This is a genomic window from Actinomyces timonensis DSM 23838, from assembly GCF_000295095.1.
Classification (GTDB): domain Bacteria; phylum Actinomycetota; class Actinomycetes; order Actinomycetales; family Actinomycetaceae; genus Actinomyces; species Actinomyces timonensis.
This window is the reverse complement of the sequence record NZ_JH806632.1, coordinates 921,869-940,703: the sequence shown is the minus strand read 5'-3', so window position 1 is coordinate 940,703 and position 18,835 is coordinate 921,869. Positions and strand designations below refer to the sequence as shown.

19 protein-coding genes and 1 pseudogene are annotated in these 18,835 nt (G+C 73.6%); 8 read left to right on the top strand and 12 right to left on the bottom strand.

The window, feature by feature from the left end:
- Together A1QA_RS16285 and recR are read left to right on the top strand one after the other, a co-directional pair.
- Positions 1-854 (top strand): annotated as a pseudogene (locus A1QA_RS16285) (hypothetical protein); the annotation flags it as partial.
- 3 nt (positions 855-857) lie between these two features.
- Positions 858-1,463: a recombination mediator RecR gene (gene recR, locus A1QA_RS0104255; protein WP_017177689.1), complete on the top strand. Its 606-nt coding sequence runs from the start codon at positions 858-860 to the stop codon at positions 1,461-1,463.
- On the opposite strand, the gene A1QA_RS0104250 is transcribed toward recR, so the two are convergent.
- From A1QA_RS0104250 to A1QA_RS0104240, 3 genes are read right to left on the bottom strand one after another with little or no spacing between them, the layout of a single operon-like run.
- On the bottom strand, positions 1,464-2,402 hold the full coding sequence (locus A1QA_RS0104250) for a hypothetical protein (RefSeq protein WP_017177688.1): 939 nt from the start codon (positions 2,400-2,402) through the stop codon (positions 1,464-1,466). It lies immediately after the preceding gene.
- 9 nt (positions 2,403-2,411) lie between these two features.
- Complete coding sequence (locus tag A1QA_RS0104245) at positions 2,412-3,470, bottom strand: ABC transporter permease (protein WP_017177687.1); 1,059 nt, start codon at positions 3,468-3,470, stop codon at positions 2,412-2,414.
- The gene (locus A1QA_RS0104240) at positions 3,467-4,438 is read right to left on the bottom strand and encodes an ABC transporter ATP-binding protein (RefSeq protein ID WP_017177686.1); all 972 of its coding nucleotides are present in this window, start codon (positions 4,436-4,438) and stop codon (positions 3,467-3,469) included. The genes A1QA_RS0104245 and A1QA_RS0104240 overlap by 4 nt, the downstream gene beginning before the upstream one ends.
- 182 nt (positions 4,439-4,620) lie before the next feature.
- On the opposite strand from A1QA_RS0104240, the gene A1QA_RS0104235 reads away from it, so the two are divergent.
- From A1QA_RS0104235 to A1QA_RS0104220, 4 genes are all read left to right on the top strand, one after another.
- Positions 4,621-5,190: a TetR/AcrR family transcriptional regulator gene (locus A1QA_RS0104235; RefSeq protein ID WP_017177685.1), complete on the top strand. Its 570-nt coding sequence runs from the start codon at positions 4,621-4,623 to the stop codon at positions 5,188-5,190.
- 96 nt (positions 5,191-5,286) lie between these two features.
- The gene (locus tag A1QA_RS0104230) at positions 5,287-6,045 is read left to right on the top strand and encodes a zinc-binding dehydrogenase (RefSeq protein WP_026048677.1); all 759 of its coding nucleotides are present in this window, start codon (positions 5,287-5,289) and stop codon (positions 6,043-6,045) included.
- A 187-nt stretch (positions 6,046-6,232) separates the two neighbouring features.
- Positions 6,233-7,768, top strand: coding sequence for an aspartate kinase (locus tag A1QA_RS0104225; RefSeq protein WP_017177683.1), 1,536 nt, complete (start codon positions 6,233-6,235; stop codon positions 7,766-7,768).
- A complete protein-coding gene (locus A1QA_RS0104220) occupies positions 7,765-8,844 on the top strand; it encodes an aspartate-semialdehyde dehydrogenase (protein ID WP_017177682.1) in 1,080 nt (359 codons plus the stop codon). The genes A1QA_RS0104225 and A1QA_RS0104220 overlap by 4 nt, the downstream gene beginning before the upstream one ends.
- A 132-nt stretch (positions 8,845-8,976) precedes the next feature.
- On the opposite strand, the gene A1QA_RS0104215 is transcribed toward A1QA_RS0104220, so the two are convergent.
- From A1QA_RS0104215 to hemL, 4 genes are read right to left on the bottom strand one after another with little or no spacing between them, the layout of a single operon-like run.
- Positions 8,977-9,318, bottom strand: a complete 342-nt coding sequence (locus A1QA_RS0104215; protein WP_017177681.1) for a HepT-like ribonuclease domain-containing protein — start codon at positions 9,316-9,318, stop codon at positions 8,977-8,979.
- A complete protein-coding gene (locus A1QA_RS0104210; RefSeq protein ID WP_026048676.1) occupies positions 9,315-9,644 on the bottom strand; it encodes a nucleotidyltransferase family protein in 330 nt (109 codons plus the stop codon). Before A1QA_RS0104210 ends, A1QA_RS0104215 begins: the two co-directional genes overlap by 4 nt.
- 56 nt (positions 9,645-9,700) lie before the next feature.
- Positions 9,701-10,375, bottom strand: a complete 675-nt coding sequence (locus tag A1QA_RS14905; protein ID WP_017177679.1) for a DUF1345 domain-containing protein — start codon at positions 10,373-10,375, stop codon at positions 9,701-9,703.
- A gap of 18 nt (positions 10,376-10,393) precedes the next feature.
- Positions 10,394-11,800, bottom strand: coding sequence for a glutamate-1-semialdehyde 2,1-aminomutase (gene hemL, locus A1QA_RS0104200; RefSeq protein WP_017177678.1), 1,407 nt, complete (start codon positions 11,798-11,800; stop codon positions 10,394-10,396).
- Positions 11,801-11,976: 176 nt separating this feature from the next.
- Here hemL and A1QA_RS0104195 point away from each other — a divergent pair, with 176 nt between their 5' ends.
- Both A1QA_RS0104195 and A1QA_RS0104190 read left to right on the top strand, forming a co-directional pair.
- The gene (locus A1QA_RS0104195; RefSeq protein WP_017177677.1) at positions 11,977-12,207 is read left to right on the top strand and encodes a FitA-like ribbon-helix-helix domain-containing protein; all 231 of its coding nucleotides are present in this window, start codon (positions 11,977-11,979) and stop codon (positions 12,205-12,207) included.
- Entirely contained in the window at positions 12,204-12,584 is a 381-nt protein-coding gene (locus A1QA_RS0104190; protein ID WP_017177676.1) for a type II toxin-antitoxin system VapC family toxin, read from the top strand. The genes A1QA_RS0104195 and A1QA_RS0104190 overlap by 4 nt, the downstream gene beginning before the upstream one ends.
- A 58-nt stretch (positions 12,585-12,642) precedes the next feature.
- On the opposite strand, the gene hemB is transcribed toward A1QA_RS0104190, so the two are convergent.
- The 5 genes from hemB to A1QA_RS13390 are packed head-to-tail and all read right to left on the bottom strand — an operon-like array spanning position 12,643 to position 18,587.
- The gene (gene hemB, locus A1QA_RS0104185) at positions 12,643-13,713 is read right to left on the bottom strand and encodes a porphobilinogen synthase (RefSeq protein ID WP_017177675.1); all 1,071 of its coding nucleotides are present in this window, start codon (positions 13,711-13,713) and stop codon (positions 12,643-12,645) included.
- Positions 13,710-14,618, bottom strand: coding sequence for a uroporphyrinogen-III synthase (locus A1QA_RS13400; protein WP_017177674.1), 909 nt, complete (start codon positions 14,616-14,618; stop codon positions 13,710-13,712). Before A1QA_RS13400 ends, hemB begins: the two co-directional genes overlap by 4 nt.
- Positions 14,615-15,637: a hydroxymethylbilane synthase gene (hemC, locus tag A1QA_RS0104175; protein ID WP_017177673.1), complete on the bottom strand. Its 1,023-nt coding sequence runs from the start codon at positions 15,635-15,637 to the stop codon at positions 14,615-14,617. The genes A1QA_RS13400 and hemC overlap by 4 nt, the downstream gene beginning before the upstream one ends.
- Positions 15,637-17,244: a protoporphyrinogen/coproporphyrinogen oxidase gene (locus tag A1QA_RS13395; protein WP_017177672.1), complete on the bottom strand. Its 1,608-nt coding sequence runs from the start codon at positions 17,242-17,244 to the stop codon at positions 15,637-15,639. The genes hemC and A1QA_RS13395 overlap by 1 nt, the downstream gene beginning before the upstream one ends.
- The gene (locus A1QA_RS13390; RefSeq protein WP_082181118.1) at positions 17,241-18,587 is read right to left on the bottom strand and encodes a uroporphyrinogen decarboxylase; all 1,347 of its coding nucleotides are present in this window, start codon (positions 18,585-18,587) and stop codon (positions 17,241-17,243) included. The genes A1QA_RS13395 and A1QA_RS13390 overlap by 4 nt, the downstream gene beginning before the upstream one ends.
- Positions 18,588-18,835: the final 248 nt, after the last annotated feature.

The following is an 18,835-nucleotide window of genomic DNA, read 5'->3' as shown; positions in this document are numbered from 1 at the left end:
ACGCCGCCGCGCCGTCGCCGAGCCAGACACCCCGCACCGGCAGTGCCCCCAGCGCCCCCGCGACACCGTCTGCCCCTGTTCCATCGCCCCCGCCCGCCCGCGCTGTTGGCGACGACGGATGGGGCGAGGTCGCCATCCCTGGCGGCGCGCTCGCGGCCAAGCCCGCGCCTGAGCCAGTGGCCCCCTCCCCAGAGCCCGCCTCGTCACCCGAGCCCCCGGCCGCGTCCTCCGCGAGCCGCGCCTGGGACGCCCCCGCGCCCCCCGCATCCGCCTCGTCGGGGGCCTCCGCCGAGCCCGCCGCCTCCGGCCCCTCCACGGACGCGGACGACGCCCCGCTGGCCACCGTCCACCGCCTCCACGCCCTGCCAGAGATCCCGCGCCCCGCCGCCCCCTCGCCCGCGGCCTCCGCGCCGTCGCCCGCCGCCCACCCATCTTCCTCGGCCCCGGCCGCCCCCACTCCGCATCCGGCGGTCAGCTGGGACGGCCCTGCCTCCTTCTCCGACGGCGTTCCCATCCCCGACGAGCCCGCCGACGACGGCGAGGCCGGCGCCCCCGAGGACACCTGGTCACCCGCGCCCAGTGTCTCCGCCGCCGTCGCCGCCGCGCGCGCCGCCGCCCGGGGCCAGGCCGTTCCCGACCGGGGTAGGCCCGGCCAGCCCGGTCGCGCAGGCGCCCCTGGTGCCCCGAGCGCCCCCGGCAGCGCGGGCTCGCCCGGCGTCTCCCTGGAGGACGACACCCCCAGCGAGGACGACGAGGACGCTGAGGAAGCCGGCGTCGTCGGCCTGGAGGTCGTCAAGCGACTCCTGGGCGCCACCGTCCTGGAAGAGGTCACCGTCACCCAGGAAGGGCGCTGAGGCGTGCCCGCTGTCTACGAAGGCGCCGTCCAGGACCTCATCGACGAGTTCGGCGAGCTCCCCGGCGTCGGCCCCAAATCCGCCCAGCGCATGGCCTTCCACATCCTCTCCGCGGACTCCGCCTCCGTGGAGCGGCTCATCGACGCTCTGAGGGCCGTCAAGGCGCGCGTGCGCTTCTGCACCACCTGCGGCAACATCGCCGAGTCCGAGCAGTGCGCGATCTGCCGCGACCCCCGCCGCGACGGCCGCGTCATCTGCGTCGTCGAGGAGCCCAAGGACGTCGTCGCCATCGAGCGCACCCGCGAGTACCGGGGCCTCTACCACGTGCTCGGCGGCGCCATCGACCCCATCAGCGGGGTGGGCCCGGACGACCTGCGCGTGCGCGAGCTCTTCGCGCGCCTGGGCTCCGGCGAGGTCGAGGAGGTCATCCTGGCCACCGATCCCGACGTCGTCGGGGAGGCCACAGCCGCCTACCTCACCCGGATGCTGCGCACCATGGCCGTGCCCGTCTCCCGCCTCGCCTCGGGACTGCCCGTGGGCAGCGACCTGGAGTACGCCGACGAGGTCACGCTCGGCCGCGCCTTCGAGGGCCGACGCCGCGTCGAGTGATCAGCGCGGGCGCCGCCTGAGGCCCATCGCGAGGCCGGCTCCGATCATGAGGAGCACCGTCACCGGCCAGAAGGGCGCGTGGCGGGGCTCGCGCAGGATGGAGACCCCCTCGCTGTCCCAGACGATGCCCTCGCCGCACTCGTGGAGGGTCACGGCCCGCGGATGCGGGTCCCGCGAGTCGTCGATGCTCCCGCCGGCCCAGGCGAGAAGCGAGGACTCGCGCCAGGGCTCGGGCACTGCCGGGCCGCGCACCGAGGCGTCAGCCAGCGCGAGCAGCGGGTCCGTCGCCGCCAGCCACCAGAAGAACTCCGAGCGCGGTTCCTCCCGTGTGCGCGTGCTGGGCGTGGGCTCACAGCGCGTGCGCGAGGTGTCTCCGTTGAGCACGTAGACGGTCTGCTCCTGCTCGATCCGCACCACCGACGCGAGCGCCTCCATGGCGGCGGGCGGGACCACCACCAGGATGAGCACGATGACGACGGCGGCCAGGGCGCTGGGCCGGGCGCCGCGGGCACGCGCGGCGAGGCAGGCGCAGGCCACCGCCCAGGTGGAGGCTCCCAGGATGAGGAGATGGGCGGGCACCGCGCTCGGATAGGCGCCGCCCTTGAGGGCCAGCAGCGTGAGGAACGGCGCCGCGAGAGCCATGAGCGCCGCTGTGGCGAGGCCCAGCGCGCCCAGCTCGGCGAGGCGCTGTGAGCGCGGCGCGGTGGAGAGGGCGGTGGGACTAGCACTGGAATGCGTCGTGGACCGGCCCTGGGCCAGTGATCGGGCCAGGATGGACGCGGTCGCCGCGCCCATGATCCCGACGCCGATGAGAACGGCGTCGTAGAGCCACACGATCCTGTCCTCATCGCGCAGGACCGCCAGGGGCAGCGCGGCGATGATGACGAGGACGGCGAGCCAGCCGCCCATGATGCGGGGGAGCCGGAGAGCGCTGATCACGGGTCCCCCTCAGGCCACGCGCGTACCGCGCGCCAGGCGGCGGGTCGGCGTGCGCAGCCGCCGAGTCGCCGACCACAGGGGCAATGCCCCCAGCGCCATGAGCAGGGCGAGCGACGCCGGCCAGAAGGCCATATGCGAGAGGGGATCGTGCCCGTACTGCACGTCGTCGCCCCACCGGTCGCGGTTCTCGCAGTGCCTCACCTCGACCGTCGAAGGCACGGGATCACGCATCTCGTCGATCGTCGCGCCCCACGGCCCGAAGAGCTTCTCGCTATCCCGCTTCGACGATCCCAGGGGGAAGCGGGCGGACACGTCGCCGAGCGCCGCGAAGGGGTTGGGCGCGAGCATCCACCAGATCCGATCCGAATGGACGACCTCATGGGTGTACGTCCGCGGCTCGGCCTTGCAGACCAGCGCGGAGTCCGTTGAGCGGTCATAATCCGTCTCGTAGACGAGCGTTGTCTGGACCCCGCGCACCGCCGTCGACGAGATCGCCGTGGCGATGGGCGTGCCGATGACGAGCGCGGCCATCACGAGGTAGGTGAGCACTGAGGAGGCCGACGGGCGCGACGCCGTCGCCGAGAACCCCAGGCCGACGGCGCAGATCGCCCCCAGCGCGACGGCCAGGATGACGAGGTGCGCCAGGAGCGCGATCCACCTCGACCCGCCCACGGCGGTCAGCACGACGAGGAACGGCAGCGCGACGCCGAGGAAGGCGAGCGCCGCCGCCCATGCCGCGAGAAGCTTGCCGACGACGATCTCCCCGGGCCGCAGCGCCGTGGCCTGCAGGAGGGCGAGCGTCGCGTCCGCGCGGTCCCCGTTGATCGAGGTGGCCGACAGCGTGGGCGCCACGATGAGCCCGATGAGCAGGACGAATCCCAGCGTGATGTCGTACAGCATCGGAGCGGGGAAATCGCGCGACTGCTCGGCGACGACGAGCATGGTCAGGCCTCCGCACAGGAGCGCCAGCACGATCCCCCAGAGGACCAGCATGATCTTCCAGCGCGTCGATCTCACGCGCTGGCGCAGTTCGAGCACGGCGACGGTGCGCACGGCCTTCCAACTCATCGGCGGTCTCCTTCCATCGCCAGGTACGCGGCCTCCAGGGACTCGGCGCGCGGGGCGAAGGCGGTGACCTCCACCCCGGCCTCGATGGCGCTGCGCAGGAGGGCGGCGGCCGCGGCGTCGTCGGCGGCGGGCAGGAGGAGCGCGCCGTCCTCCCCGGGCTCGGCGGGAGCCTGCTCGGAGGCGGCCCAGGCGGCCAGACGGGCTGGATCGAGCGCCCGCATCTCCCAGTGGCGGCGCAGGGGCTGCGGCAGCGGGCTCGGCCGCGCTGGCGCGCTGGCGCCGTCGGCGGACTCGACGCCGTCGGCCGAGGGAGAGGCGCCGCCCGGCGGGCTGACCACCGCGCCCCGGGACATGAAGACGACGCCGTCGATCATCTGCTCCAGCTCGGGAAGGATGTGGCTGGAGATGAGGATGGTGGCGCCGTCGGAGGCCAGGTCCCGCAGCAGCGCGCGCAGGTCCGCGCGGGAGCGGGGATCCATGCCCGCGGCGGGCTCGTCGAGCAGGAGGACCCGCGGGGAGTGGACGAGGGCGCGGGCCAGGCCGAGGCGCTGCTTCTGGCCGCGCGAGAGGACCCTCGCGGGAGTGCGCGCCATCTCGGACAGGTGGACCGCGCTGAGGGTCTCGGCGCAGCGGCGCGCGGCCGTGGCGCCATCGAACCCCTGGGCCGCGGCGAAGGTCAGGAGGATCTCGGTGCAGGTCAGGGAGTCCCAGGTCCCGAAGGCATCGGGCATCCAGCCGACCGCCTGGTGGACCTCGCGCGGCTGGGCGAGCGGATCGAGCCCGGCCACGCGGATCGTGCCGGAGTCGGGGGCGAGCAGCGCGGCCAGCATGAGCAGGAGCGTCGTCTTGCCGGCGCCATTGGAGCCCACCAGTCCCGTCACGCTTCCGGGCGGCACGCTCATGGTCACGTCCTGGACGGCGCAGGTGGAGCCGAAGAAGCGGGAAACCCCCGAGATCTCAATGCTCATGCATTGACCCTAGGGGGCGCACCCAGCGCGGGCAACGAGGTCATGGGTGGAGCGGTCCCCGGGGAGGTCGGGGCCAGTCCTCCGCGCGGCGCCGGGGCGCTGAGGTACCGCGCCCGCTCGGATAGGCTTCGCGGAAGTGGAGGGGCGTCAAGCGTCAAGGGGGTCCTGTGGAGGAGCAGCCCGTGAGCAAGGGCCGCCGCGCCCGCACCGATGAGCGGCTGGCGGGCGCCGTGCGCGTTCTCATCGCCGAGTCGGGCTACGCGGCCCTGACCATAGAGAAGGTGGCCGCCGCCTCCGGGGTGGCCAAGACGACGATCTACCGCCGCTGGGCCTCCAAGGCGGAGATGGTCCTCGGCACGGTCATCCATCCCGCCGGACTGGGCGAGGTCCCCGACACCGGCAGCCTCGCCGGAGACGTCGCCGCCCTGGCGGAGCAGGCGGTCGCCCTCATCATGCGCGAGCCCGCCAGGAGCGCCGTGCCCGGCCTGCTCGCCGACATGACCTCCGATCCCGCGCTGGCCGCGCGACTGCGCGAGTCCTTCGACGCCGCCCGGGAGGAGATATCCGCCGTCCTCGAGCGCGCCGCGCGGCGAGGCGAGATCGGGGAGCACGCCGATCTGAAGGGCTTCCACGCGGCGCTCCTCGGGATTCCCTTCGTCGGCGCGCACTTGCAAGGGCGCGCGGATGAGGAGGCGGCCGTCAGCGCGCTCACCCGGCAGCTCCTCGCGATCCTGGGAGCCGGGAGCGCCTGAGCCCGACGGCGGGACAGCGGCGCGCGGCGCTCCCGGCCCTAGCCCGGCTCCTCCAATTGCGCTACGCTACGTAGCGTAGCGATTGGAGATTGTGCCATGACCCCGAGAAGAGCACCGAGGCCGGCGGTCATGCGGGCCGCCCAGTACCGCCGCTACGGCGGTCCCGAGGTCCTGGAGGTGGCCGAGGTCCCGCGTCCCGAGCCCGGCCCCAAGGATCTGCTCGTCGAGGTGGCCGCCGCGAGCGTCAACGCGATCGACCTCGTCTGGCGCCGCGGGGGCAAGCGGATCCTCAATGGCAGGGGCTTCCCCAAGGGCACGGGCATGGACTTCGCGGGAACTGTGCGCGAGGGGGACAGACTGCTCGTCGTCGGCGGGAATGGGGGAGTGGGGACAACGGCGATCCAGCTCGCCACCGCGCTCGGGGCGAGCGTCGACGCCGTCACCGGCTCCGAGCCGGCCGCCGCTCTCCAAGCCGGGGCCGAGCGCGCCTTCGACTACCACTCGGTGGCTCCCGAGCGCATCCCTGGCCGCTACACCGCCATCCTCGACGCCGTCGGCGCGGACAGCCTCGCCTACCGCTCACTCCTGGCCCCCGGTGGCCGGATGACCCTCATCACCACCTCGGGTCCTATCGTGGCCGTCGCCTCCGCCGTCCGCCCAGGGCCGCGTATCCGCATGATGTCAGCCGGGCCCAGCCGGGAGAGCCTCACCCGGCTCGCCCGCGCCGTCGACGACGGCCCTCTCCGGCCGATCATCGCCGCGCGCTACTGCCTGGACGGGATCGCCCAGGCCCACCGGGACGCCGAGGAGCTTCCCGCCGCGGGCAAGCGGATCATCATCGGCGATCATCCCTGAGGGCGCTGGCCTTCTCGCCGCCCCGAGCGCGTCTGGCCCGGTCTCGCCATGGGGGATGTAACCGGCCGGTCATCGGACGGGTCGTATGCTGACCTCACGCCACGCCGTCGTGGGCCGAGCCGAGGCGCCCACGGGCCCAGGCCGTGCCCCAGCCCCAGCGGCGCGGTCCCAAGGTGAGGAGAACCCGATGGCCCTGGTCGTCCAGAAGTACGGCGGATCATCCGTTGCCGACATCGAGGCGATTCGACGCGTCGCCAAGCGCGTCGTCGCCACCCGCAAGGCCGGCAACACGGTGGTGGTCGTCGTCTCCGCCATGGGTGACACCACCGATGACCTCCTCGACCAGGCCGCCGCCCTGACCTCCACGCCCCCGGCGCGCGAGATGGACATCCTCCTGTCCGCCGGCGAGCGCATCTCCATGGCCCTGCTGGCCATGGCCATCGACGAGCTCGGCGTCCCCGCCCGCGCCTACACCGGCGCCCAGGCCGGCGTCCTCACTGACTCCAAGTACGGGCGCGCCTCCATCGTCGGCGTCCTGCCCGAGCGCGTCGCCCGCGCCATCCAGACCGGCGCCGTCGCCATCGTCGCCGGCTTCCAGGGCATCAACGAGGTCGAGGACGTCACCACGCTCGGCCGCGGCGGATCCGACACCACTGCCGTCGCGCTCGCCGCCGCCCTCAACGCCGATGTCTGCGAGATCTACACCGACGTCGACGGCCTGTTCACCGCCGACCCCCGGATCGTTCCCACGGCCCGGCGCGTCGAGGCGCTCTCCAGCGAGGAGACCCTCGAGCTCGCCGCCCACGGCGCCAAGATCCTCCACCTGCGCGCCGTCGAGTACGCCCGCCGCTTCGGCGTGCCCCTCCACGTGCGCTCCTCCTTCTCGGACAAGACCGGCACCTGGATCTACGACGCCACCCGCCCCGGCGCCTTCGTGCCGCCCGCCGCCGCCGAGCGCCTCAACGAGGTCGTCGCAGCGGATATCGACGCCGCCAGCGCTGCCAGCGCTGCTGACGCCCCGAGTGCTTCTAGCCCCGCGCCAGGAACCACCGGCGCCCCCGCCCTCGACGGCCTGTCCGGCCGCGTCGTCGCCCCCGAGGGCGCCGCAGCCCCCTCGTCGGCCAGTGTCGACGCCGCCCACCGCCACGCCATCACCACCCGGGCCAAGGCCCGGCCCCGCCCGTCCGCCAAGGAGGACCACGTGGAAGCCCCCGTCATCTCCGGCATCGCGCACGACCGCAGCCAGGACAAGATCACCCTGGTCGGCGTGCCCGACATCCCCGGCGCCGCTGCCCGCATCTTCGCGATCGTGGCCGGCACCGACGCCAATATCGACATGATCGTCCAGGACGTCTCCGCCGAGGGCACGGGCCTGACGAACATCTCCTTCACCTGCCCTGACGGCGACTCCGCCTCCGCCCGTGAGGCCCTCGAGGCCGCCAAGGAGGAGCTCGGCTTCCGCTCCCTGCACTTCAACCCGGACATCGGCAAGCTCTCGCTGGTCGGCGCCGGTATGCGATCCAACCCCGGGGTCTCAGCCCGCCTGTTCAACGCGCTGGCCGAGACCGGGGTCAACATCCACATGATCTCCACCTCCGAGATCCGCATCTCCGTGGTGGTGGATGACGCCGTCCTCGACGACGCCGTCCGAGCAGTCCACACCGCCTTCGGCCTCGACGCCGATGCCGCGGAAGCAGTCGTCTACGGAGGGACCGGCCGATGAGCGCCCCAGTCAACGAGTACATCGGATCGGGCGACGGCGTCGTTGTCGCCGTCGTGGGGGCCACCGGCCAGGTGGGCCGCGTCATGCGCGCCATGCTCGACGAGCGCGACTTCCCCGCCCGTGCCGTCCGCTTCTTCGCCTCCGCGCGCAGCGCCGGGACGATCCTGGAGTACCGCGGCAAGAAGGTCGAGGTGGAGGACGTCGCCACCGCTGACCTGGCCGGCATCGACGTCGCCATCTTCTCCGCGGGCGGCGGCACCTCCAAGGAGCACGCCCCCCGGTTCGCCGCGGCGGGCGCCGTCGTCGTGGACAACTCCTCGGCGTGGAGGAAGGACCCCGAGGTGCCGCTCGTGGTCTCCGAGGTCAACCCGCACGCGCTGGCCAACCGCCCCAAGGGCATCATCGCCAACCCCAACTGCACCACCATGGCCGCCATGCCAGCCCTCAAGGTGCTCCATGAGGAGGCCGGCCTCAAGCGCCTCATCGTGTCCACCTACCAGGCCGTCTCCGGCTCGGGGCGCGCGGGCGTCGCCGAGCTGGCGGGCCAGGTGCGCGCCGTCGTCGACCAGGACATCGAGGGCCTGGCCCTCGACGGGCGGGCCGTCTCCTTCCCCGAGCCGGGCGTGTACGTGGACACCATCGCCTTCAACGCCGTGGCCTGGGCCGGCGGCGACGCGGGCGACGGCTCCGGCGAGACCGATGAGGAGCAGAAGCTGCGCAACGAGTCCCGCAAGATCCTGGAGATCCCGGACCTGCTGGTCTCGGGCACCTGCGTGCGCATCCCCGTGTTCTCCGGGCACGGCCTGAGCGTCAACGCGGAGTTCGAGCGGGAGATCAGCGTGGAGCGGGCCAGGGAGTTGCTGGAGTCAGCTCCTGGGGTTACTTACGAGGACGTCCCCAGCCCCCTCAAGGGCGCGGGCCGCGACGGCACCTTCGTGGGCCGCCTGCGCGCCGACCAGGCCTTCGAGCCTGGCCATGGCCTGCAGTTCTTCGCCGTGGGGGACAACCTGCGCAAGGGCGCCGCGCTCAACGCCGTCGAGCTCGCCGAGCTCGTGGCCGCCGAGCTGCGCGCCTGAATCACCCGCCGAAATGGCCAGGTTTGAGGATTGCTCGGGCCTCTGAGGGCTGATGCCCCTAGTGCGCGAGAGCCCGCAAGCTTCTGACCTGCGACGATAGATGATCTAACGTCGCGTCAGAAAAAGGAATCCTCAAACCTGGCCATTTTCGTCGCGCGCGGCCAATCTGTCCTCGATGATGCTCCTCAGCTCAGGCAGATCCTCCGCGACTGTCGCGTCGATGATCTCGCTGCTGACGCTGAGATAGCCGTGGACGATGCGATTGCGCGTCGCCTTGATGTCGTACCAGACGTCGCCGAACATCCCCGTGAGATCGTCCTGGGGGAGCCGTGAGAGGGAATCGATCGCCGCTGCGAGGCGCAAGGCGATGGCATCTCGGATGGCGTCGTCGGTAAGGTCGCGCTCGGCGTATCGCGTGACTTGATCAAGATGGATGAGCGCCTCGAGGAGGCATTCGCGCTGAGTTCGGCTCACAGTGGGACCGCTTCGCCGAGGATGCGCTCACGAAGGTCGGGGCGAATGGCGTCGTCAGGAACGAGATCCACCGGTGCGCCGAGGAGATCCTCCAAGCCGCGCTCGGCGCGAGCGAGCGTGAAGAGGCTGGGGGGCTTGTCGGTGTGGACGAGCAGGTCGATGTCCGACGTCTCGCCGTCAGTGCCCTGGGAGGCGGAGCCGAACACTCGCACGTCGCCCATATGGAACCTGGCGAGATACTCGCGCACGTCATCGCGGTGCCTGCGCAGTCGTAACCCGAGCGGCCCAAGGCCGGACCTAGTGGAGGGGACCGTCGTGGTCATCATGGCATGACGGTACCAAGTGCGGTGCAGGAACGATGAGCCTCGTGCGGGCCGGCGCCTCAGCTGCCGGTGATGAGCTTGACGACGACACCGATGACGACTGCGTTGTAGAGGAACGCCAGGATCGTGTGGCTCATGACCGCCCAGCGGGCGCGGCGCGTGCGCACCTCCACGTCCGAGGTCGCGAAGGTCGCCCCGAGGGGCGCGCCCAGGTAGAGGTACTCGACGCTCGTCGCCTGGGGCGTCCCCGGGAAGGGGAAGGCCCGCCCTAGGCTGAGCGCGTCGATGCGCTGGTAGAGGTGGGCGTAGCCGACGTGGAGCACGAGCCATCCCAGGATGCCGATGACGACGGCGAGCACCTGGCTGTTGTCGAGCGCGACGAAGACCAGGATGAGGACCTCCAGCGGGGAGTCGCCCGTGTCCTGGACGGCCGAGGGCCCCAGGTAGTTGAGGGAGGCGAACATGCCCGTGGCCGCGGCCAGGATCGGGGTGAGGTCGGAGACCGAATGGACCCAGGCGGGGATGCGCCGCACGGAGGAGGTCGAGGGCCGCAGGCCCGGGTTGGCGCTCTGACGCCGGGCGATCACGAGGGACCCGCCGACGTAGCGCAGCGCCAGGACGATCCAGGCGAAGACGCAGAAGGCCACCGCCCCCAGCCAGGGCGCCACGAACTGGACAAGGCCCGTGACCAGGAGCAGGAGCTCGACGACGCCGAGTGCTCGGCTCAGATGCATGGGATCTCCTCCGCGGGTTCAGCGCGCCAGGGCGGCTGCCCGCGCGGCCGCCCGGGCCGCGGCGGGTGCCGCGGCGGCGATCGCCTCGAGCTCCGCCTCCCCGTGCGCCGCGGAGACGAACCACGCCTCGAAGACACTCGGCGGCAGCGCCACCCCAGCGTCGAGGAAGGCATGGAAGAACGGCGGGAAGCGGTGCGCCTCCTGGGCCTGCGCCTGGGCGAAGTCGCGCACCCCGCGCGCCGCCGCCTCTGGCCCGAGCATGATGGAGAACAGGGAGCCGGAGCGTTGGACCCGGTGCGCCACACCCTCTGCCGTCAGCGCATCGGAGACCACCGCCTGGATCCGCGCGGAGGCGGAGGCGACGGAGGCGTAGACCGCGTCGTCGGCAAGCCGCAGGGTCGCGATACCGGCCGCCGTCGCCAGTGGGTTCCCCGAGAGGGTGCCGGCCTGGTAGACGGGCCCGAGCGGGGCCAGCAGGTCCATGACATCCGCGCGCCCGCCGACGGCGGCCAGCGGCATCCCACCGCCGATCACCTTCCCGAAAGTCAGCAGGTCAGGAACCCATCTGGCCCGCTCCCGCCAGTCGGCCCCGGGCCACGACGCCGCCACCGCGGCCCCGCCGTCGGGAAGATCCGTGGACCAGCCGTCGAGTGCCTCCAGGCCCCAGAAGCCCGCGGGCCCCACGCGGAAGCCGGAGAGCACCTCGTCGGCGATCATGAGCGCGCCGTGGGCGGAGGTCAGGCGGCGGATCTCCTCATTGAAGCCCGGCTCGGGCGGGACGATCCCCATGTTGGCGGGGGCCGGCTCAATGATGACAGCGGCGATCTCGCTGCCGCGCTCGGCGAAGCACTCCCTCAGGGCGGCGACGTCGTTGTACGGCAGGACGATCGTCAGCGCCGTGATCCCGGCGGGCACGCCAGCGCTGCCCGGCAATCCGCCCGTGGCGACGCCCGAGCCCGCCGCCGCCAGGAGGCCGTCGCTGTGCCCGTGGTAGCAGCCGGCGAACTTGACGACGACGTCGCGGCCCGTGGCGCCGCGCGCCAGGCGGATCGCCGTCATCGTCGCCTCGGTGCCGGTGGACACGAAGCGCACGCGCTCCACCGCCGGGACACGGCCGCGCACAAGCTCGGCCAGGACGGTCTCGGACTCGGTGGGCGCGCCGAAGGACAAGCCGCGTGCGGCGGCCTCCTGGACGGCGGCCACCACCTCCGGGTGCGCGTGGCCCAGGAGCGCCGGCCCCCACGAGCCGACGAGGTCGACGAGCTCACGGTCCTCGGCATCGCGCACGCGGGCCCCGCTCGCCGAGGCGATGAAGCGCGGCGCGCCCCCCACCGAGCCGAAGGCGCGCACAGGCGAGTCCACGCCCCCGGGGATGACGGTGCGGGCGGCCTCGAACAGGGCTGAGCTGGTTGAACTGGCGGGCATGCGGGCCTCCTGGCGTGCGGGTTCCGGGAGCGAGCCTAGCCCGGGCTGGCAACCGACTGGCGATCGGGCGCCGGGGAGGGCGCCGACGGCGATCGTGGTCGCTCTCCGCGCGTATTGCGTGTAGTGGATGTATCGCACACATTGCATGCGAAAGGCATGTAGTTCATGCTGTCTGCATGGCAACGACTCTTCAGATCCGTCACGTCCCCGAGGACGTGAGCACGCGGCTCAAGGCCCGCGCCGCCGCCCAGGGCGCGTCGCTGAGCGACTTCCTGCTGGCAGAGGTCACGCGGATAGCTGAGCGCCCGGACCGCTCGGAGCTCCTGGCCCGCATCCACTCTCTCGGGGAGGCAAACACGACCCCCGCTGTCGACGTCCTCCGAGCAGCGCGCGAGGACCGGCGGTGATCCTCGTCCTGGATGCTTCTGCGGCGGCGGAGCTCCTCATCGGAAGCAGCCGGGGCCGCGCTGTGGAGCGCGTGATCGGAGATGCTGAGCTGTACGCGCCAGCCCATCTCGCGGTCGAGGTCCTGTCCGTGCTGCGCGCGTGGGTTCTCAGCCGGGAGGTGACCGCCGACCGCGCGCGTATCGCTCTCGCGGATCTCGATGCCTTGGGCGTGCATTGGATGGACCTGCCGCCGCTGCTCGGAGCAGCCTGGCAACTTCGCGACAACGTCTCCGCCTATGACGCCGTGTATGTCGCGCTCGCCGAGGCGCTCGACTGCCCCCTCGTCACCTTCGACCGCCGGCTCGCGAAGGCATCGCCGCGCTGTCTCGTTCCCTGACATCATGCGGAAGTCGTTGATTCGCCGACGTGAACTCGTAGGTTTGCCGAGACCTGGGTCACATTCCTTCGGCGATCTCGCGGGCCCAGTAGGTCAGCACCGTGTCCGCGCCGGCCCGCATGATCCCCAGCACCGACTCGCCGATGACGCGCTCGCGGTCGATCCAGCCGCGCTGCGCCGCCGCCTCCACCATCGCGAACTCCCCGCTCACCTGGTAGGCGGCCACCGGCACCGGGCTCGCCGCCGCCACATCGGCCAGCACATCCAGGTAGGGGCCCGCGGGCTTGACCATGACGATGTCCGCCCCCTCAGCGACGTCGAGCATCGCCTCGCGCAGGCCCTCGCGGCGATTCGCCGGGTCCTGCTGGTAGGTGCGCCGGTCGCCCATGAGCGTCGAGCCCACCGCCTCCCGGAACGGCCCGAAGTAGGCCGAGGCGTACTTCGCCGAGTAAGCGAGGATCGCGACGTCGTCGTGCCCGGTGGCGTCCAGCGCGGCGCGGATCGTCGCGACCTGCCCGTCCATCATCCCCGACGGCGAGACCATATGCGCCCCGGCCTCCGCCTGCGCGACCGCCATCGCCTGGTAGCAGGCCAGCGTGGAGTCGTTGTCCACCTCGCCGGCGCGCGGGTCGCCCTCGGGGCGCAGCAGCCCGCAGTGCCCGTGGCTCGTGAACTCATCGAGGCAGGTGTCCGCGCAGACGACGAGCGCGTCCCCCACCTCCTCGCGCACCGCCGCCACGCCCTGGTTGAGGATGCCGTCGGCGGCCCAGGCGGCCGACCCGGTCTCATCGCGGTGCTCGGGCACGCCGAACAGGTCGATCGCCCCGACGCCCGCAGCCGCGCAGGCCGCCGCCTCGCGCCGCAGCGAGTCGAGCGTGTGCTGGACGACGCCGGGCATCGCCTCAATGGGGCGCGGCTCGCTGATCCCCTCGCGCACGAAGAGCGGCTGGATGAGGCGCGCCGGGTCGATCCGCGTCTGCGCCACGAGCGCGCGCATCGCCGCCGTCGTGCGCAGCCGTCTCGGCCGGACGACGGGCCGTTCCGGCGCGGGCACGCCCCTGCTGGTGAGGACACTGGCGGCGGGCGACGTCGTGGGGTCGAGCGGGTTGGGCAGGGCTGGCAGGGTCATGAGGGCTCCTCGGGTGGTGGTGCGTGCAGGGGGCTGGCGGGCCGTGGGCCCGTGACGGCGGCGGTGGCTGACATGACGGCGCTGAGGACGCCGCTCGGGGTGGGGGATTCGGCGACGGCGTCCGGCCCGAGCCCGAGTCGTGCCGCCTCGGCGGCGGTCGAGGGGCCGAGGGCGACGACGGCGGTGCGGCGCCCCGCGCCCGCCGGCCGCTCGGGGGGAGGCCCCAGGAGCTCGTGCAGCGCCCGGGCGCCCGAGCCCGAGAGCAGGACGACGGCGTCGAAGCCGCCGCCCACCCCAGCGGGGGATCGCCAGGTCTGAATGAGCCCGGGCGGGAGGGAGTCGGCCGGGACTGCCCGCGTCGAGTAGGCGGGCACGGCCTCCACCTGCCATCCGGCCGCTCGCAGCCCGTCGGCCAGGGCGGGGTCGGCGATCGCCGAGGCCGGTAGGAGCAGTCGCGTGCTCGGCTCAGCGCCCGCTGCCTCCGCGCCGTGGGCGGAGCGCTCCGGCCCGCTCGCGAGCGGCGTCTCGCGCAGGACGCCCGCAGCCTGGCCGTCGGCGACGGCATCGGGCCGCCTCCCGGTGGCCTCCTCCAGCGCCCGCGCCGTCGCCGGGCCGACCACCGCGACATGCGTCGAGGCGGGCAGGGCGGCCAGGTCCATCACGGTCAGGGTCCGCGCGCTCGTGAGCACCACCCAGGCATAGCAGCCCGCCGCCAGCCGCGCCTCGGCCTCAGCGATCGCCGCCGGGTCCCCCGGCACGGTCTCGGTGAGCGCCGCGGCGACGACCTCGGCGCCAGCGTCCTCCAGCGCCGCCGCGATCCGGTCCTCCGCCACCTGCCGGGTCACCCACACGCGGGCCCCGGCCAGTGGCCCGGTCGTCGTCGCCGCTGCGAGGCGTGGGGTCACCGCCCGGCCTCAGTCCGGTGCGGTTTCGTGGCGTGGAGGTCGGCGACGTCGCCGGCGCCGTATCCCAGCAGGTCGGAGGCGATGCGATGCCCCAGGGCCTCTGCGCCGCTGATGTCGGGAATCCGCAGGCGCGAGCGCACCGCCTGTGTGCCATTGACCGCGATGACGGCGGCATCGAGGGCCAGGCCCCTCTCCGTGACCTGGGCGTACACACCGACTGGCGCCGCGCAGCCTGCCTCCAGGCCCTCCATGACGGCTCGCTCGGCGACGACCTCGGCCCGCGTCTCAGGGTGGTCGAGGGTGGTCAGCAAGGAGGTGAGGAGCGGGTCGGCGTCGATGCGCGCCTCCACGGCGAGGGCGCCCTGGGCGGCGGCGGGCAGCATGGTCTCCTCGTCGAAGGGCTCGGTGACGTACCCCGTCAGGCCCAGTCGCATGAGTCCCGCCATCGCCACGACAACGCCGTCGAGATCCGGCCGGCTTACACCGAGCGGCCCATCCGGCCAGACCCGGGACCCGAGGACGCGCGACAAGCGGGTCGGCACGTTGCCCCGGATGTCGATGATCCGCAGATCAGGGCGGCGCAGGAGGAGCTGGGCGGCGCGGCGCGGCGAGCCCGTCCCCACCCGCGCCTTGCGCGGCAGGTCGTCGACGTCCCAGCCGTTGCGGGCGCACAAGGCGTCGAACGGGTCGTCCCGCTTGGGCACCGCCCACACGCGCAAGCCGTCCACGGGCTCCGTCGGCAGGTCCTTGTAGGAGTGGACGGCCACATCGCACTGGCCGTTGAGCACCGCCATGCGCAGCGCGGCGGCGAAAGCCCCCACCCCGCCCATGCTCGCCAGGGAGGAGGGGTCGACGTCGCCCTGAGTGCGCACCGGCACGAGCTCGACCCGCACCCGCTCGCCGGCGGCGGTCGCGGCGCTCTCCAGCGCGCGGGCGACCATTCCCGACTGGGCTGTGGCCAGCGCGGATGCGCGCGTGCCCAAGCGGATCGTCCTCGATGAGGGCATAGCGGATGTCATCAATCCTCCTCTGTTCCTCCGGGCCCAGTGCTCTGGGCGCCGGTCGGCCCGACCATCTTCGCCGCGCGCTCGCGGGCGTGGGCGACGACGGCAGCGATCCCCGTGCCAGCCACCCAGGCCCCCGTGATGCTCAGGCCCGGGATTCCGGCGAGGGCCTCCTCCAGGCGCGCGGTGCGCTGCCGGTAGTCGGGAGTCGCAGGTGGCAGTGTCCCATCCCAGCGGATGAGGCGGTGGTCAAACACGTCGTCGATATCGATTTGTGCGCCGGTCAGGGCGGCGATGTCGTCGAGCGCGCCCGCCAGCGTGGGCTCGGGGCGGGGCTCGCCCGGCCGCCCGTAGGACAGTCGCAGTGCGGCCACGCCGTCCCCATGGCGGTCGCGCAGCCCCTCGGCGATCCACGGCCACTTCGCGTCCAGGTGCGACAGCGCCTTCGCCCCGACGGGGCAGGGCGTGGCGGGCGACGGCGCCGGTGCCACGAGTAGCCCCGAGCCCACGGGCGCCCCGGCCAGCCCCGGGGCGCGGGCGACGATCGTCATGCGCGCGATCGGCGCCCCGGAGGGGATGGCGATATCGAGAGCGTCCGGGTCGAGCCCCGGCACCCCGGTGAGGAGCCGCAGTGCGGCGCGCGCCGAGCAGGCCAGCAGCACCCGGTCCGCCAGGACCTCGCGCGCCTCGCCCACAGCGATGGGCTCGTCCGACGGCGTCGCCCCAGGCCCTGTGGGGGCCAGCGCCACGCGCCAGGCGCCCGGTTGATGGGCGCTGGCCCCAGCGGCGCCGTCCTCGGGGCGCATCGCCTGGGCGCCCCAGCGGGTGAGCACCGTCCCGCCCGCCGCCTCGATGGACTCGCGCAGCGCCGCCGTGAGCCTGTGCATCCCGCCGACGACGCAGACCTCGCCGCTGCGCCGCCCCGCCGGGCGGGAGCGCCGCTCCTCCAGGCGCGCGCGGATCGCCGCCTGGAGGGAGCCCAGGCGCGCGACATCCGCGCGCAGACCGGGCACGACGACGTCGGCGTCGAGCACCGCGGGATCGCTCGCATGGATACCGGCGACGATGGGGCGCACCAGCCGGTCGAGGACGGCCTCGCCCATGCGGGCGCGCACGAGCGAGGCGAGATCGCGCGGGTCGCCGGGAGAGGTGCCGATGCCGCCGGTCATCTCCCCATCGCGGGCGGCGCTGCGGGCCCCCGCCTCCCCGAGGAGCGCGCGGGCGTCGTCGGCCAGCGGGTCGGCGGGGATGCCGAGGATCGCATCGCGCAGGAAGGGATGGAGGCCCCAGCCGCGCGAGGAGGCCGCGCCGTCGCCTGCCATGGGCGGCAGGAAGAGCCTCGGGCGCTCGCGATGGGCGAGGGCCTCAAGGCCGAGGGCGTCGAGCATGGTGGTCACGGCCCCGCCCCGCAGGACGACGCTCTCCGCGCCCAGGTCCATCGCCACCCCGCCGATCTGGCCTCCCGCGATGAGCCCGCCGGTGTAGCCGCGGGCCTCGACGAGCAGGGGGCGCAGCCCCGCGCGGCTGAGCTCCCAGGCGGCGGTGAGCCCCGCGATGCCCCCGCCGACGACGAGCGCGTCCACCCGCGCCGGGGGCGCTCCGGGGATCCCTGCCGCGCTCACGCCTCCTCGCTCCCGCTGCCTGCCGCCGACGACCCCGGCGCGCCGACCCAGCCGTTCCACCCGGCCAGGGCCACGGGCTCCCAGGCCTCGTCGCCGTGCGCCCGCGCCACGATACGGGTGAGCACGCCCGGATCGGTCGCCGGGGGGACGCCGTGCCCGAGGTTGAGCACATGCCCCGGCGCCGCCCGCCCGGCCTCCAGGCAGGCGTCGATGGCGCTCTCGAGCACCGACCACGGCGCCGCGAGGAGCGCCGGATCGAGGTTGCCCTGCACCGGGCATGCCCCCTGCCCGCCGAGCTCCTCGATGGCCCAGGCCAGGCTCGTCCGGTCATCCACGCCGACGGCGTGGGCCCCGGCGGCGCGCATATCGGCGAGGATCCGGGCGGTCCCGGTCCCGAAGTGGATGAGCGGCACCCTGCCGCCCGTCGTGGGGGAGAGGGCCTGGCCCGCGATCTCCAGGGCGCGCGCCGAGTGCGGGGCGACCCGCTCGCGGTAGTCCTCGGGGCTGAGCGCCCCGGCCCAGGAGTCGAAGAGCTGGGCGGCGCTGGCCCCGGCGCGGATCTGCAGGGCGATGAACTCGCCCGTCACCCGCGCGCACCAGTCCAGCAGCGCGTCCCAGGCGGCGGCGTCGGAGCGCATGAGCGTGCGCGCCGCCAGGTGATCGCGGCTCGGCCGCCCCTCCACGAGGTAGGCGGCCAGGGTGAAGGGCGCCCCGCCGAAGCCGATGAGCGGCGTCCACCCCCACGCTCCGCGCGAGTGCGCGAGGCCTGCCAGTGCCCGCTCCGGCAGGCCGTTCGTCGCGCCTGGCCTCCCCGGCGCGCCGAGCTCGGCGACGACGGCGCGCACGGCCTCCTCGATCGCCGCCAGCCCGCTGGGGCCGCGGGGCGAGTCGCCCAGGGCGTGGGCGGTGAGCTCGGCGACGTCGGCGCGTGTGCGGACGGGGTGGTCGACGACGGGCCCGACCCCTGGCTCGATCCGCACCCCGACCCCGGCCAGGGCGAGGGGGACCATGATGTCGGAGAAGAGGATCGCGGCGTCGACGCCGTGGCGCCGCACCGGCTGAAGGGTCGCCTCGGCGGCGGTGGCGGGATCGAGGCATGCCCCCAGCATCCCCGTCATGCCCGCGCCCCGCGCCTCGCGCTCGCGCAGCGCCCGGTACTCGGGCAGGGAGCGCCCGGCCTGGCGCATGAACCACACAGGGGCGCGGCTGGGGCGCTGCCCGCCCAGGGCCGCGAGGAGCGGGGGCAGGGGCGCGCTCGGGGAGGCGGTGGGCGGCGGCGCGGCCGGAGTGGAGGGGGAGGCGCTGGCTGCTCCCCCTTCTGACGAATTAAAACAGGCTTCCATTGTGGAAATGGCTGCTCCGCTCAGGAAATGACGCGATGTGCCCACTGGAGATTTCCTGGATGAGGGTGGCCTTGCCTGCTCCATGACGATGCCCCAGGCTCCTTCCGGGAAAGGCGGATAAGTGCCGCGATATCGCGAGAAATAAGAAATGACGCAATGTCGCGAACAGGTTCTGACGTGCCGACACGACGATTCCGGTCCCACTCGGCGGTGATCTCGGGGCCGGGCGCGGGGGCCGGGCCGTGACG